General features: G+C 70.9%; 12 protein-coding genes. 6 read left to right on the forward strand and 6 right to left on the reverse strand.

All coding sequences use genetic code 11. The features are described 5' to 3' along the window. The first annotated feature begins 103 nt into the window (after positions 1-103). On the forward strand, positions 104-748 hold the full coding sequence (locus ACZ4VW_RS14530) for a superoxide dismutase (RefSeq protein WP_467962065.1): 645 nt from the start codon (positions 104-106) through the stop codon (positions 746-748). Positions 749-850: 102 nt separating this feature from the next. On the opposite strand, the gene ACZ4VW_RS14535 is transcribed toward ACZ4VW_RS14530, so the two are convergent. Next, positions 851-1,486, reverse strand: a complete 636-nt coding sequence (locus ACZ4VW_RS14535; protein WP_467962067.1) for a mycothiol-dependent nitroreductase Rv2466c family protein — start codon at positions 1,484-1,486, stop codon at positions 851-853. 133 nt (positions 1,487-1,619) lie between these two features. Here ACZ4VW_RS14535 and pepN point away from each other — a divergent pair, with 133 nt between their 5' ends. Both pepN and ACZ4VW_RS14545 read left to right on the forward strand, forming a co-directional pair. Next, on the forward strand, positions 1,620-4,163 hold the full coding sequence (gene pepN, locus ACZ4VW_RS14540; RefSeq protein ID WP_467962069.1) for an aminopeptidase N: 2,544 nt from the start codon (positions 1,620-1,622) through the stop codon (positions 4,161-4,163). Between the two features lie 156 nt (positions 4,164-4,319). Continuing rightward, on the forward strand, positions 4,320-5,327 hold the full coding sequence (locus ACZ4VW_RS14545) for a hypothetical protein (RefSeq protein ID WP_467962071.1): 1,008 nt from the start codon (positions 4,320-4,322) through the stop codon (positions 5,325-5,327). A gap of 3 nt (positions 5,328-5,330) precedes the next feature. Here the strand turns inward: ACZ4VW_RS14545 and ACZ4VW_RS14550 are convergent, their stop codons facing one another. The 5 genes from ACZ4VW_RS14550 to ACZ4VW_RS14570 all read right to left on the reverse strand — a co-directional run bounded on the left by ACZ4VW_RS14550 (position 5,331) and on the right by ACZ4VW_RS14570 (position 8,941). Beyond that, positions 5,331-6,494: a serine hydrolase domain-containing protein gene (locus tag ACZ4VW_RS14550; protein WP_467962073.1), complete on the reverse strand. Its 1,164-nt coding sequence runs from the start codon at positions 6,492-6,494 to the stop codon at positions 5,331-5,333. Between the two features lie 92 nt (positions 6,495-6,586). After that, positions 6,587-7,054 carry an NUDIX hydrolase gene (locus ACZ4VW_RS14555; protein ID WP_467962075.1) on the reverse strand — a complete coding sequence of 156 codons (468 nt, stop codon included), beginning with the start codon at positions 7,052-7,054 and terminating at the stop codon, positions 6,587-6,589. A gap of 9 nt (positions 7,055-7,063) precedes the next feature. Continuing rightward, on the reverse strand, positions 7,064-7,540 hold the full coding sequence (locus tag ACZ4VW_RS14560; protein ID WP_467962077.1) for an HPP family protein: 477 nt from the start codon (positions 7,538-7,540) through the stop codon (positions 7,064-7,066). Beyond that, positions 7,541-8,404 (reverse strand): pyridoxamine 5'-phosphate oxidase family protein, encoded by an 864-nt coding sequence (locus tag ACZ4VW_RS14565; protein WP_467962079.1) that lies wholly within the window; start codon positions 8,402-8,404, stop codon positions 7,541-7,543. Positions 8,405-8,485: 81 nt separating this feature from the next. Further along, entirely contained in the window at positions 8,486-8,941 is a 456-nt protein-coding gene (locus ACZ4VW_RS14570) for a VOC family protein (protein WP_467962081.1), read from the reverse strand. 116 nt (positions 8,942-9,057) lie between these two features. On the opposite strand from ACZ4VW_RS14570, the gene ACZ4VW_RS14575 reads away from it, so the two are divergent. The 3 genes from ACZ4VW_RS14575 to ACZ4VW_RS14585 all read left to right on the forward strand — a co-directional run bounded on the left by ACZ4VW_RS14575 (position 9,058) and on the right by ACZ4VW_RS14585 (position 14,312). Continuing rightward, positions 9,058-9,612: a CGNR zinc finger domain-containing protein gene (locus tag ACZ4VW_RS14575; protein WP_467962083.1), complete on the forward strand. Its 555-nt coding sequence runs from the start codon at positions 9,058-9,060 to the stop codon at positions 9,610-9,612. Positions 9,613-9,810: 198 nt separating this feature from the next. Beyond that, positions 9,811-13,134: a S8 family serine peptidase gene (locus ACZ4VW_RS14580; RefSeq protein ID WP_467962085.1), complete on the forward strand. Its 3,324-nt coding sequence runs from the start codon at positions 9,811-9,813 to the stop codon at positions 13,132-13,134. Between the two features lie 158 nt (positions 13,135-13,292). Beyond that, positions 13,293-14,312: an aspartate-semialdehyde dehydrogenase gene (locus tag ACZ4VW_RS14585; protein WP_467962087.1), complete on the forward strand. Its 1,020-nt coding sequence runs from the start codon at positions 13,293-13,295 to the stop codon at positions 14,310-14,312. The last annotated feature ends 140 nt before the right edge of the window (positions 14,313-14,452 follow it).

The raw sequence follows: 14,452 nt of genomic DNA on the forward strand, positions 1-14,452 counted from the left end.
GGGAGACCTAGGCCCAAGGGCTGATCAACTTCGGGGCGCTGCTGCTGTTAGCCTGCACTTGCATATAGGTTGCAATAAGCACCGGCAGCGAGAGGCTCGGCACATGGCGATCTACACCCTTCCGGAACTGCCGTACGACTACGCGGCGCTGGAGCCGGTGATCAATCCGGAGATCATCGAGCTGCACCACGACAAGCACCACGCCGCGTACGTCAAGGGCGCGAACGACACCCTGGAGCAGCTCGAAGAGGCGCGCGACAAGGAGCAGTGGGGCGCGATCAACGGCCTGGAGAAGAACCTCGCGTTCCATCTCTCCGGCCACATCCTGCACAGCATCTACTGGAACAACATGGACAGCCCGAAGGACGGCGGCGGCGGCGAGCCGCTGGCCGCCGACGGCGTGGGTGACCTCGCGGAGGCGATCACCGAGTCCTTCGGCTCCTTCGCCAAGTTCAAGGCCCAGCTGACCAAGGCCGCCGCGACCACCCAGGGTTCCGGCTGGGGCGTCCTCGCGTACGAGCCGATCAGCGGCCGGCTGATCGTCGAGCAGGTCTACGACCACCAGGGCAACGTGGGCCAGGGCTCGGTCCCGGTGCTGGTCTTCGACGCCTGGGAGCACGCCTTCTACCTGCAGTACAAGAACCAGAAAGTGGACTTCATCGAGGCCATGTGGCAGGTCGTCAACTGGCAGGACGTGCAGAAGCGCTACACGGACGCCAAGGGACGCACCCCGCTCATCGGCATCTGAGGAACGCCCTGCTCGTGATCGTCTTCTCAACCTTCACGGGGCAGGCGGAAAAAGGGACGACCCCCGCGACATCGCGGGGGTCGTCCGTTCGTGGTGCGGGGACTACTCGAAGCTCGGCGCCGCCGTCCGCGTGCGCTTGATCTCGTAGAAGCCGGGCGTCGACGCCACCAGCAGCGTGCCGTCCCACAGCCGGGCCGCCGCCTCGCCCCGCGGGGCCGGAGTCACGACGGGCCCGAAGAAGGCGACCTGCTCGCCGTCCGCGCCCGGCACGGAGATGACCGGCGTGCCTACGTCCTGGCCGACCTTGTCGATGCCCTCCTTGTGGGAGGCGCGCAGCTCGGCGTCGTAGGTGTCCTTGTCGGCGTACTCCACGAGATCGGCCGGCAGACCGACGTCCGCGAGTGCCTCGGAGATCGCCTCGCGCGTGGGGCCCTCCCCCTTGTTGTGGAACCGGGTGCCGAGCGCGGTGTAGAGCTTGCCGACGACCTCGTCACCGTGCAGCTGCTGGGCCGCTATCACCACGCGGACCGGGCCCCATGCCTGGGTCTCCAGCATCTCCCGGTACTCGGCCGGGACCTCGTCCAGCTTGTCCTCGTTCAGGACGGCCAGGCTCATCACCTTCCAGCGCACGTCGACCGGGCGCACCTTCTCGACCTCGAGCATCCAGCGGGACGTCATCCAGGCCCAGGGGCACAGCGGGTCGAACCAGAAGTCGGCGGTGGTCCTGCTCTCGGACATGTCACTCCTCAGGGACGGTGTCTATGCGCCAGAGGGGCAACGTCCACGCCCGGCGGGGGCATTCCCCTGTGCCGTACGTCAGTGGCACATGGGAGGATCGGTGCTGTTTCGAACGCGCCACGAAGGAGTGACCGTGCCCGGTGAGAATCTGTCCCGCGACGAGGCCCGTGAGCGGGCCGCGCTGCTGTCCGTCGACGGGTACGAGGTCGCCCTCGATCTGCGCTCGGCGATCGGCGAGTCGAGCGAGGAGGTCCGCACCTTCCGCTCGGTGACGACCATCCGGTTCCGTCGGACGGGCGCGGGCACCACCACCTTCGTGGACCTGATCGCCCCCGCGGTCACGTCGGTGGAGCTCAACGGCCGCGCGCTCGACCCGGCCGCCGTCTTCGACGGCGCGCGGATCACCCTGGACGGCCTGGCCGACGACAACGTGCTGGTGGTCGACGCCCAGTGCGCGTACAGCCGGACCGGCGAGGGCATGCACCGCTTCGTCGACCCGGAGGACGGCGAGGTCTACCTCTACACGCAGTACGAGCCGGCCGACGCCCGCCGCGTGTACGCCACCTTCGAGCAGCCCGACCTGAAGGCCCCGCACCTCTTCTCGGTGACCGCGCCCGAGGGCTGGACGGTGTGGAGCAACGGCGCCGGGGAGCAGGACGCCGAGGGCGTGTGGCGCTTCGCGGAGACGGCGCCGATCTCGACGTACATCAGCTGCGTCGTCGCGGGGCCGTACCACTACGTCACGGACACGTACAAGCGGGGCGATCTGGAGATCCCGCTCGGCGCGATGTGCCGCAAGGGGCTCGCCAAGCACTTCGACGCGGACGACGTCTTCCTGATCACCAAGCAGGGCTTCGACTTCTTCCACGACAACTTCGACTACCCGTACCCCTTCGGGAAGTACGACCAGGCCTTCGTCCCCGAGTACAACCTCGGCGCGATGGAGAACCCGGGCATGGTGACCTTCCGCGAGGAGTACATCTACCGCGGCAAGGTCACGCAGGCCGCGTACGAGCGCCGGGCCAACGTCATCCTCCACGAGATGGCGCACATGTGGTTCGGGGACCTGGTCACCATGGTGTGGTGGGACGACCTGTGGCTGAAGGAGTCCTTCGCCGACTTCATGGGCTCCTTCTCGCTGGCCGAGGCGACCCGCTTCACCAACAGCTGGGTGACCTTCGCCAACAACCGCAAGGCGTGGGCGTACCGCGCCGACCAGCTCCCCTCCACGCACCCGATCACGGCCGACATCCGTGACCTGGAGGACGCCAAGCTGAACTTCGACGGCATCACGTACGCCAAGGGCGCCTCCGTCCTGAAGCAGCTCGTGGCCTACGCGGGCCGGGACGCCTTCCTGGAGGGCGCCCGCCGCTACTTCAAGCGGCACGCGTACGGGAACACGCGCCTGACCGACCTGCTGTCGGTCCTGGAGGAGACCTCCGGGCGCGACATGAGGGCGTGGTCCACGTCCTGGCTGCAGACCTCGGGCGTCAACACGCTGACCCCGGTGGTCACGTACGACGCGGAGGGGCGCGTCACGGAGCTGGCCGTCCTCCAGGACGGCGACGCGCTCCGGCCGCACCGGGCGGCGGTCGGCCTGTACAAGCTGTCGGTGGAGGGCGAGCTCGTACGGTACGCCCGGGCCGAGGCGGACATCGACGGGACGCGGACCGTCGTGGCCGAGCTCGCGGGCTCGGACCGGCCCGACCTGGTGCTCGTCAACGACGACGACCTGACCTACTGCAAGATCCGCTTCGACGAGCGCTCCCTGGCGACCCTGCGGACGCATCTGGGTGGCATCACGGACCCGCTGGCGCGCGCGCTGTGCTGGTCGGCGCTGTGGAACCTGACGCGGGACGGTCTGATGCCCGCCCGGGACTTCGCGGCGGTCGTCCTGGACTTCGCGGGCCGGGAGACGGACATCGGCGTGCTGCAGATGGTGCACGCCTGGGCGCGGTCGGCGGTGACGCACTACGCGGCACCCGCATGGCGTGCGGAGGGCGGCCGGCTGCTCGCCGAGGGCGGGCTGCGCGAGCTGCGTCTGGCCGAGCCGGGCAGCGAGCACCAGCTGACCTGGGCGCGGTTCTTCGCGTCCGTCGCCGGCTCCGAGGCGGACTTCCAGCTGCTCGGGGGGCTGCTCGACGGCACGGCGAAGATCGACGGGCTCGATGTCGACCAGGAGCTGCGCTGGGCGTTCCTGGAGCCGCTGGCCGCGCACGGCCTGGCCGACGAGAGCCGGATCGGCGAGGAGCTGGCCCGGGACGACACCGCGAGCGGCAAGCGCCACCAGGTCCGCTGTCTGGCGGCCCGGCCCTCGGCGGCGGTCAAGGCACAGGCCTGGGCGCAGGTCGTCGAGTCGGACAAGCTGTCGAACGCGCTGGTGGAAGCCACGATCGCGGGCTTCGTGCAGCCCTCCCAGCGGGAGCTGATCGCACCGTACGCGGAGAAGTACTTCGCGGTGATCGAGCGGGTCTGGGACGAGCGCTCGATCCAGATCGGGATGGACGTGGTCAGGGGCCTGTTCCCGAGCCTGCGGGGCGAGGAGGCGCTGGACGCGACGGACGCGTGGCTCGCCGCGCACGAGTCGGCCGCGCCCGCCCTGCGCCGCCTGGTCCTCGAGGGCCGTGACGACCTGGCGCGGGCGCTGCGCGCGCAGGCGTGCGACGCCGGGGTGTGACCCGGAGGAGTGCCGCGGGGTGCGGCTCCCCCTCGACGAGGAGGGCCGCGCCCCATCGGCAGTCGAACGTGCGTACTTTAGGACGGGGTTGTCCGGATTGAGCGACGGATTTGTAACAGCGGTTAGCGGAGGTCCGGGAAGCGGAAGACCCCCGTCATGAACCACAACACCCCCATCAGCCCCCGCCCGCTCCCCCTCTCCCCCCTGCCGGCGAACCCGCAACGCGTCGTGTCCGTCGCCGAGTTGCGCGCCCAGGGACTGTCTTCCGCCGCGATCTCCGCGCACTGCCGGCCGGGTGGCGGATGGCAGCAGATCCTCCCCGGGGTCTTCCTGCTGCACCCGGGGCAGCCCACCAGCGAGGACCGGCTGCGGGCCGCGCTCCTCTACGCCCGCCGCTCCGGCGGGGTGCCCATGCAGGGGTCCGAGGCGATGATCACCGGGCTCGCCGCACTCGCCCTGCACCGCTTCTCGTCCGCTCCGCCGCTGCTCTCCCTGGACATGATCGACGTCCTGGTGCCGCGCACCCGCCGTCTGCGGTCCACCGGCTGGGCGCGGGTGGTGCGCGCCCAGGACATGCCGGAGCCGCTGGAGATCACCGGGGTGCCGGTCGCCCCGGTCGCCCGGGCCCTCGCCGACGCCGTGTCCGGGCTGACCGACGCGGGCGTGGTGCGCCGGCTTCTCACCGAGGCGGTGCGCGGCGGGCACTGCGAACCGGGAGCTGTGGTACGGGAGTTGAACCGGGCGCGGCTGCTCACCCGGGCGCATGTGGTGGACGCGGTGGACTCGCTGCTCGCGGAGGGCCGGAGCATCGCCGAGGAGCGGCTGTACGAGATGGTGCGGGAGTTCGCCCTGCCGGACCCGCTGTGGAACGTGGACCTGCGGCTGCCCGGCGGCCCGCACCTCGGCGGCCTCGACGCGTACTGGCCGGACCACGCGGTGGCGGTGGAGCTGGACACGCGGGCTCCGCGGCAGGACGACGACGCGCTGTGGTCGGAGTACACCCGTAAGCGCGAGCACCTGGAGCGGCTCGGCATCACGGTCGTCCACATCACCCCGCGCAAGCTGCGCGAGGCGATGGACCAGCAGGCCACCGTGGTCCGTACGGCCCTCATGGCCGCGTCGGACCGGCAGCCCGCCGCCTACGTCGTCGTCCTGCCCCGGTGAGGGTCAGCCCTTCGGGACGGTGCCGCAGAACTCCGCCTCGATGACGGGCCGGCTGTCACCCGTCCAGTCGGCGTTGAAGTTCAGGGCGAGCGAGTGCTCGCCGTCCCTCGTCGTGAGGGCCTCCGAGGTGGAGCCGTGGATGCCTCCGCCGTGGCCCCACACCTCCTTGCCGCAGCTCAGCTTCTGCTGCATCAGCCCGAGGCCGTAGCGGACCCCCGGCATCTCGGCGCTGACGGGCACCCCTCGCGTCATCTCACGCTGCTCGGCCTTCGGCAGCAGCTTCCCCTTGAGCAGGGCCCGGTAGAAGGTCTGCAGATCGTTGGAGTCGGAGATCATCTCGCCCGCCGCGTACGCGAGGGTGGGGTTGAGCTCGGTGACGTCGTAGGTCTTCGTGGCGTTCGGGTCGATCGAGAGCGTCGAGTACGCCCGGGAACCGGGCTTCGGCATCGTGACGGACGTGCCGGGCACACTGGTGGCGCGCAGGTGCAGCGGCTTGATGATCCGGCGCTCGACCTCCTTGCCGTACGGGCGGCCGGTCGCCTTCTCGATGACCATCCCCGCGAGGACGTAGTTGGTGTTGGAGTAGTTCCAGGAGGTGCCGGGGGTGAAGTCCGGCTTGTGGGTCATCGCTATGGCGACGAGCTGCTCGGGGGTCCAGGTGTCGTAGCGGTGCTCCAGGAATTCGGGGCCGAAGACCTTCTGCTGGAAGGCGGGGTCCTCGGTGTAGCTGTGGACGCCACTGGTGTGGTTGAGAAGCTGGCGGACGGTGATCTTCCGACCGTCGTGGCCGTTGCCCCGGACGGTGCCGGGCAGCCACTTCTCGACGGGGTCGTCGAGGTCGAGGCGGCCCTCGGCCTGGAGCTGGAGGAGGACGGTGGCCACGAAGGTCTTGGTGATGGAGCCGACCCGGTAGCGGTCCTTGCCGCCGCGCTCGCCCGCCGTGCCGGTCCAGCCGCCGCGACCGGTCCGGGCCTGGGCGACGGCGCCCGGCACGCCGGCCTCCACCGCCGCGTCGAGGGCCTGCTGGGTGGCGCGGTGGTCCGTCTTCGGCGGTGCGCCGGCCGCGACCGCGGGCGCGGCGAGGGCGGTGGCGGTGAGGGCGGCCACGGCGGTGGCGGCGAGGACGGTACGGGCGGTGCGGATACGGGTCGTACGGACTGCTGACATCGTGCGAGCTCCCCTGTCGTGAACTGCGGTCACGGGAGGGGACTCCGGCCCGGGACGGCGGGTTGAGGGCTCGTCCGGGGGTTGAGCGAGTTTCAGCCGTTCGCCGGATCGGCGAGCCGGGAGCGGCCGACCGGGGGGCGTTCGCGCCAGAGTTGGAGGCCGATGTCCACGAGTTCGACGCGGGCGAGGCCGGGGACGGCGTCGAGGGGATGCCAGGCGGCGAGGTCGGTGGAGCCGCCGATCTCGTTGCGCAGGGCGCCTCCGGTGACGCGGCTCTCGTAGATGATCCGCAGTCCCTGGAAGTCCCCCGGGCCGGCCAGCCGGCGCAGCCGGCCGCGGCGGATGGAGTCGATACCGAGCAGGGCCACCGGCTCGGTGACGTACCCGGTCTCCTCCTCGACCTCGCGGACGACGGTGTCGACCGGCTCCTCGCCGTGGTCCATCCCGCCGCCGGGGAGGGTCCACCGTTTGGCGCCGGCTCTGTCCACCCAGCGGGCGAGGAGTATCTCGTCGTCACGGACACACACGGCGTAGGCCGCCACCCTCAACTCCTGCTTCATGGTCCGAGGTTAGAACCAGTACGCCGGGTACGTCCGCCCCGCGGCCCGGGCGCCGGCGAGGCCGACGGCGACGAGCAGGACGCTCGCGAGGGCGAGCAGCGAGAGGAAGCTCCAGAACGGCGGATTCTGGAGGGTGACGATCACGGCCGTCGCCGCGGCGGGCGAGTGCGGGGTGCGGGCGGCCATCATGACGCCGAGCGCGAGACCGCCGGCGAGTGCCGCGCCCCACAGGCCGGGTCCCGTGACGAGCAGCACGGCGAAGCCGGTGAGCGCGGAGAGGAGTTGGCCGCCGACCACCGAACGGGGCTGGGAGAGCGGCAGGTCCGGTGCGCCGGCGACGAGCGCCATGCTGGCCGCCAGGGGTGGGATCAGCAGGGGCTGGTGAAGGACGGTGCCGCACGCGACGAGGACGAGGAGCGCCGCGACGCTGACGGAGGTGGCCGTGGCGACGGCGCGGGGGTGGGGTCGGGCGGGGGCGGAGACCATTCACGCGTCCAGGGGTGGGTTGGCGGGCGAGTACTCGGGGCGGGACCAGCGCAGGGGGCTGGCGTTCGGGGTCTCGACCGTCCGCTCGACATGGAAGCGGGCGGTACGGACCCCGTCGGGGGCGTACGTCGTGTGGGCGCGGCCGGTCAGCTGGAGCGTGGTGCCGGTGTGCCAGTCGAGGAAGAGCAGTCCCGCGCGGTCGTCGACCTCCAGGTTGCCGAGGGTCAGGAACATCGCGTTGCCGGGATAGTCCCGCCAGCTCAGGTCGGTGGGCGAGTCGACCCGGACGAAGCCGGGGTGGCCGCCGCGGTGGCTCGCGTCCGCGCCGTCGGGGGCCGTGGTCGCGATGAAGAAGGTGTCGGCGGCGCGGACGAGACGCTCCTGGCCGGGGGTGAGCGCCTCCCCGCGCCGCGCGGCACCGGCCGGGGTGCGGGGGCCGGGCTCGGGGTCGTACAGCTCCCGCTTCTGGAGGTACTTCGGGCAGTTGGAGAAGACCTGTTCCGCCTCGACGGTGAAGCCGCGGGCGCTGGGGCGGGCGATGCCGTTGAGGCGCATGCGGCGGCGGGTGCGCGGGTCGAGGGCGATCGTCCCCACCGGGGCGCCGTCGGGGGCGGGGAGGGGCGCGGCCACGGAGATCGTGTGCGGGCCCGTCGCCCGGACGAAGCCGGGGGCGCCGGTCAGGAGGGTGCTCCAGACCTGTCCCCCGGCGTCCGCCGCGCCGAGCACCAGCATGGGCTGGAGTGCCAGGAAGGCGGCGGCGACGGGGCGGATGCCGGGGGTGACGGAGGGAGCGATGTGGGCGGCGAGGGCCTGGACGCCGAGCCTTTCCTGGACGGCCAGGGAACCCTTGTTGTACGCGTTCATCGGGGGCCTTTCGGGCTCGGGTCCTGGGGCCGGGTGCGGGGCCCCGGTACGTGGGTGGGTCGTGCGCCCCGCTCCTGCGCCTTAGAAGAAGCCGCAGGTCGGGGCCGACTCCGTCGGGGCCTCGGTGCCCTCCGCGCCCGTCTTGGCGTAGATCTCCAGGCGGGTGCCGTCCGGGTCGTGGAAGAAGATGCCGCCGGAGGCGCCGCCCTCGGCGTGGGGGACCACGCCGTCGTAGGCGAACGACGTGCCGCGCTCCTTCAGGGCCGCCTCCGCCGCCCTCACCCGCTCGATCGACTCGGCCTCGAAGGCCAGATGGTGCAGGCCCGCCCGGGTGGAGGCGTACGCGCTCTCCGCCTGCTGCCAGAGCGTGAGGACGAGCCGTCCGTCCTGGCCGAGGAAGGCGTAGCGCCGGCCCTCCTCCTTGCCCTCGCCGAGCACCTCGAAGCCGAGGACGTCCCCGTAGAAGCCGAGCGAGCGCTCCAGGTCCGTGACATTGAGTCCGATGTGGCCGGTGTTCAGCGTTCCGATCGCCGACATGGCGGTTCCCCTCTCCGAGTGGCTAACCTCTTAACTTGACTTTAGAGGTTAGAAGCCCGGCTCCGCAACCGCTCACGTAACCTTGAGGGGTTAGTTCTTCGAGGAGGGTGTCCGCCATGACCGTTTCCGACCCGCGGCCCCTGCTCGGCGAGCCCGTCTCGCTCGACCTGCTCAACACCCGCTGGATGCTGGACGGGGGGCGCCAGGACCTGCTCACGGACACGGGCGGCCTGGCCATCTGGCTCGCCGCGAACGACCTCGACGAGCGCTTCGCCGCCGACGCGACGACCCTCCGGCACACGCTCGTCGCCCGGGACGCCCTCGCCGGCGTCGTCGATCTCTCCGGCGACCTCCCCGGCGACCCCGCCGCCGTCGCGCGCGTCGACGCCGTCCTCGGGCACGGCCGCATCCGCGCGACCCTCACACCCGGGGGGCCGGGCGAGGAGCCGGAGTTCGAGGACGCCACCTGGGGACCCGGCTGGACCGCCGTCCGCGACTACCTCGATCTGCTGCGCACCGCTCCGGACCGGATCCGGGCCTGCGCCCACGAGGCGTGCATCCTGCATTTCTTCGACACCTCGCGGAACGGCACGCGACGGTGGTGCTCGATGACGAAGTGCGGCAACCGGGCCAAGGCCTCGCGACACTACGCCCGTACAAAGGACAACTAACTGGCGGTACAAGCGAGTCGTTTCGCCCCCTTTCGAGAGGGTTCGCTCCTCATGGCGCATCACGTCCGGTGGCGGATGTGTGCCAAGGCCGTAAACCGCCCCTCGACAACTCTCCACAAACCCCTGTCACTTACGAAAGGCTGAGCGGTCATCCGGTACCGGAATCCGGACCCTCTTCTTTCACAAACAGGGATGTAAATGACCACCCCCGAAACCCAGAGCTCCATACCCGGGCGCTCGACCTCCGGGCACAGACGCGCGGCCCGTATCGCGGCCGCCGCCGGACTCGTGACCGCGCTCATCGCGGCCGGTGCCGCCCCGGTCCTGGCCGCCGACGATCCGGCGACCACTCCCCCGGTGAAGTCAGCCGACTCCGCCGACAAGCTCGGCCCGACGGACGCCCAGCGTCTGACCGAGGCCGAGGCCGCCGGCGAGAAGAACGTCACGATCCTCGTGGCCACCGCCCCCGGCTCCACCGAGCAGGTCGCCGGCCAGCTCGACGCGGTCCAGGGCGCCTCGGTCGGCAAGCAGGACGACAAGCTCGGTTACGTCCGCGCCACGATCCCGACCGCCAAGGCGGAGGCCGCCATCAAGGCGGCGACCAAGCTCTCCTCCGTCCAGTCGATCGACCTCCAGGCCGAGATCAAGCTGGACGACCCGACCCCGGACGCGGGCGCCGCCACCGGCGCCGTCGAGGGCACGACCGTCACCACGACGTACCCGGCCCCCGGCAAGAACACCCCGGCGAAGAACCCGTACAACCCGTCCCACGAGACGGGTGCGGTCGAGTTCGTCGAGGACCACCCCCAGGCCGACGGCCGCGGCGTGACCATCGGCATCCTCGACTCCGGTGTCGACCTCGGCCACCCCGCGCTGCAGAAGACCACCACCGGCGAGCGCAAGATCGTCGACTGGGTCACCGCCACCGACCCGCTGACCGAGGGCGACGCCACCTGGCGTGCCCAGATCACCCCGGTGACGGGCCCGGTCTTCAGCGCCTCCACGCAGTCCTGGAAGGCGCCCGAGGGCTCCTACCAGTTCAGCCGCTTCAACGAGGCGATCACCGCGGGCGGCGACCCGGCCGGTGACATCAACCGGGACGGCGACACGACCGACCTCTTCGGCATGCTGTACGACCCGGCCGCCGGCACCGTCCGTGTGGACACCGACCAGAACAACGACTTCACGGACAACGCGCCGATGAAGCCGTACAAGGACGGGTACCAGATCGGCTGGTTCGGTACCGACAACCCGGCCACCGAGGTCGTCGAGAAGACCCCGTTCGTCGTGGAGATCCGCAAGGACGTCCCGATGGACCCGGCCGGCGGCACCTGGGTCGGCAAGAAGGCCGACTTCGTCAACATCGGCATCGTCGAGTCCTCCCACGGCACGCACGTCGCCGGCATCACCGCCGCGAACAGCCTGTTCGGCGGCAAGATGAACGGTGCCGCGCCCGGCGCGAAGATCGTCTCCTCCCGCGCCTGCACGTGGACCGGCGGCTGCACCAACACCGCCCTGACCGAGGGCATGACGGACCTCGTCGTCAACCGTGGCGTCGACATCGTCAACATGTCGATCGGCGGCCTGCCGGCGCAGAACGACGGCGACAACGTCCGCGCCCGCCTCTACACCCGGCTGATCGACCAGTACGGCGTCCAGCTGGTGATCTCGGCCGGCAACTCCGGCCCGGGCATCAACACCATCGGCGACCCCGGCCTGGCCGACAAGGTCGTCTCGGTCGGCGCGGCCATCTCCAAGTCGACCTGGGCCGCCAACTACGGCTCGGCCGTCACCAAGTCGTACGCCATGTTCCCCTTCTCCTCGCGCGGCCCGCGTGAGGACGGCGGCTTCACCCCGACCATCACCGGTCCGGGCTCGTCCGTGAACACCATCCCGACCTGGCAGGCCGGTTCCGGCGTGCCGGAGGCCGGCTACGCGCTGCCCGCCGGTTACGGGATGCTCAACGGCACCTCGATGTCCTCCCCGCAGGTGGCGGGCGCGAGCGCGCTGCTGCTGTCGGCCGCGAAGCAGAAGGGCGTCGAGGTCTCGCCGCTCACCCTGCGCACCGCGCTCACCTCGACCGCGAAGCGGATCTCCGGTGTCAAGGCGCACGAGCAGGGCTCGGGCCTGATCGACATCAACGAGGCCTGGGACTCGATCCTGGACGGCGCGACCGCCCACGACTACAAGGTCGAGGCCCCGGTCGACACGGCGATCTTCCCGGCCCCGCACACCGGCACCGGTGTGTACGACCGTGAGGGCGGCCTCAAGGTCGGCCAGAAGAAGACGTACAACGTCACCGTCACCCGGACCTCCGGCCCGGCGTACGGCGTGCGGCACGAGCTGAACTGGAAGTACAACGACGGCACCTTCCGGGCCGCCACCGCGTACGACTACATCACGCTGCCGCTGAACAAGCCGGTGACCGTCAAGGTCGAGGCGCTGCCGCGCACGGCCGGTGTCCACAGCGCCATCCTGGAGCTGGACGACGAGCGCACCGAGGGCGTCGACAAGCAGATCCTGTCGACCGTCGTGGTCGCCAAGGCCCTGACCGCTCCCGGCTTCGCGCACTCCGCGTCCGGCACGGTGCAGCGCAACAGCCACACGTCGTACTTCGTGACCGTTCCGCAGGGCGCCAAGACCCTCGAGGTCGCCCTCGGCGGCCTGAAGGCGAAGAGCCAGACCCGGTTCATCGCGATCCACCCGTACGGCGTGGCGATCGAGTCCACCGCGTCCACCGCGTGCTACCCGCACTACAACCCGGCCAACACCTGCCGTCCGGACCTGCGTTCGTACGCCAACCCGACGCCGGGCGTCTGGGAGATCGAGGTCGAGGCGCGTCGCACCTCGCCCGACCTGGACAACCCGTTCAAGCTGGACGTCTCGGTGCTCGGCGCCGACTTCGACCCGGCCGTGAAGACCGTCGCCGAGGCGAAGGTCGGCACCCCCGCCGCCGTCGAGTGGACCGTCACCAACAAGTTCGCCGCGATCGACGGCAAGCTGAAGGGCGGCTCGCTGGGCTCGGCCAAGGTCGAGACCCCGACGATCAAGCACCACGAGCAGCAGACGAAGACCGTCACCATCGGTGAGGGTGTCGAGCGGCTGGACGTGGCGATCGGCAACACCTCCGACAAGGCCGCCGACCTCGACCTGACGGTCCTGCTCGACGGCAAGCAGGTCGGCCAGGCCGCCGACGGCGACTCGGAGGAGGCCGTCTCGCTGGTCAAGCCGGCCGCCGGTACCTACACCATCGTGATCGACGGCTACTCGGTCCAGGCCGAGGGCGGTACGACCTTCGACTACCGTGACGTGTACTACTCGGCGGCCCTGGGCAGCGTCCAGGTCGACGCGGCCAAGAGCTACCCGCTGGCCAACGGCGCGAGCGCCACGGTCGGCGCCGAGGTCCTGGTCGCCGGTGCCGCGCCCGAGGGCCGGCAGTTCTTCGGCGAGGTCCAGCTGCTGAACGCGCGCGGCACGGTCGCGGGCTCCGGCAGCGTCGTGATCGGCAGCGTCACTCCGTAACACCCCCCGTGACACCGCTGTGCGGGTGAGGGGCGGGCGCCGGAACCGGTGCCCGCCCCTTCCGCGTCCCGATCCCCGGACAATGGATTGGACAAGGCAGGCCCGGTCATACGCATCATGGAGGGCAGCAGCCTGCACATACGTACGGAGGAATCCCCGTGAAGGTCGGAATCGTCGGAGCCACCGGTCAGGTCGGCACAGTCATGCGCAAGATCCTGGCCGAGCGGAAGTTCCCGGTCGACGAGCTGCGGCTCTTCGCCTCCGCCCGCTCCGCCGGCACGGTCGTGGACGGGGTCACGGTCGAGGACGCCTCCACCGCCGACTACACCGGACTGGACATCGTCCTGTTCTCCGCCGGTGGCGCCACCTCCAAGGCCCTCGCCGAGAAGGTCGCCTCGCAGGGCGCGGTCGTGATCGACAACTCCTCCGCCTGGCGCCGTGACCCCGAGGTCCCGCTGGTGGTCTCCGAGGTCAACCCGCACGCGATCAAGGACCGACCCAAGGGGATCATCGCCAATCCGAACTGCACCACGATGGCCGCGATGCCGGTCCTCAGGCCGCTCCACGAGGAGGCCGGGCTGACCGCGCTGATCGCCACCACCTACCAGGCCGTGTCCGGCTCGGGTGTCGCGGGCGTCGCCGAGCTGCGCACCCAGGCGTGCGCCGTCGCCGAGCAGGCCGACCAGCTGGCGTTCGACGGCGAGGCCGTCGAGTTCCCCGAGCCGGCCGTCTACAAGCGCCCGATCGCCTTCAACGTGGTCCCGCTGGCCGGCTCGATCGTCGACGACGGCACGTTCGAGACCGACGAGGAGCAGAAGCTCCGCAACGAGTCCCGCAAGATCCTGGAGATCCCCGAGCTCAAGGTCTCCGGCACCTGCGTGCGCGTCCCGGTCTTCTCCGGCCACTCGCTCCAGGTCAACGCCCGCTTCGAGCGTCCGATCAGCGTCGAGCGCGCCTACGAGCTCCTGAAGGACGCCGAGGGCGTCGAGCTCTCCGAGATCCCGACCCCGCTCCAGGCGGCCGGCAAGGACGCGTCGTACGTCGGCCGCATCCGCGCGGACGAGACCGTCGAGCACGGTCTGGCGCTCTTCCTGTCCAACGACAACCTGCGCAAGGGCGCCGCGCTGAACGCGGTGCAGATCGCGGAGCTGGTCGCGGCGGAGCTCAGCCAGGTCTGATCGAGTGCGACACACGCAGGGGCGGCCGGCATCCGGCCGCCCCTGCGGCGTTCCCGCGGCGTGGAGGTCACCGTGGGCGTGGAGGTCACCGTGACCGATGTCGAGCAGCCGGTGTCTCATAATCGATCTTGAGGCGGTGA

The organism is Streptomyces sp. NPDC029139 (genome assembly GCF_055564335.1).

What these genes read in the sequence shown, in the direction of transcription:
- ACZ4VW_RS14545 (WP_467962071.1), top strand. Translation starts at nt 4,320, where the DNA reads ATGAACCACAACACCCCCATCAGCCCCCGCCCGCTCCCCCTCTCCCCC.
- ACZ4VW_RS14565 (WP_467962079.1), bottom strand. Translation starts at nt 8,404, where the DNA reads ATGAACGCGTACAACAAGGGTTCCCTGGCCGTCCAGGAAAGGCTCGGC.
- ACZ4VW_RS14570 (WP_467962081.1), bottom strand. Translation starts at nt 8,941, where the DNA reads ATGTCGGCGATCGGAACGCTGAACACCGGCCACATCGGACTCAATGTC.
- ACZ4VW_RS14560 (WP_467962077.1), bottom strand. Translation starts at nt 7,540, where the DNA reads ATGGTCTCCGCCCCCGCCCGACCCCACCCCCGCGCCGTCGCCACGGCC.
- ACZ4VW_RS14530 (WP_467962065.1), top strand. Translation starts at nt 104, where the DNA reads ATGGCGATCTACACCCTTCCGGAACTGCCGTACGACTACGCGGCGCTG.
- ACZ4VW_RS14550 (WP_467962073.1), bottom strand. Translation starts at nt 6,494, where the DNA reads ATGTCAGCAGTCCGTACGACCCGTATCCGCACCGCCCGTACCGTCCTC.
- ACZ4VW_RS14535 (WP_467962067.1), bottom strand. Translation starts at nt 1,486, where the DNA reads ATGTCCGAGAGCAGGACCACCGCCGACTTCTGGTTCGACCCGCTGTGC.
- ACZ4VW_RS14555 (WP_467962075.1), bottom strand. Translation starts at nt 7,054, where the DNA reads ATGAAGCAGGAGTTGAGGGTGGCGGCCTACGCCGTGTGTGTCCGTGAC.
- ACZ4VW_RS14580 (WP_467962085.1), top strand. Translation starts at nt 9,811, where the DNA reads ATGACCACCCCCGAAACCCAGAGCTCCATACCCGGGCGCTCGACCTCC.
- ACZ4VW_RS14575 (WP_467962083.1), top strand. Translation starts at nt 9,058, where the DNA reads ATGACCGTTTCCGACCCGCGGCCCCTGCTCGGCGAGCCCGTCTCGCTC.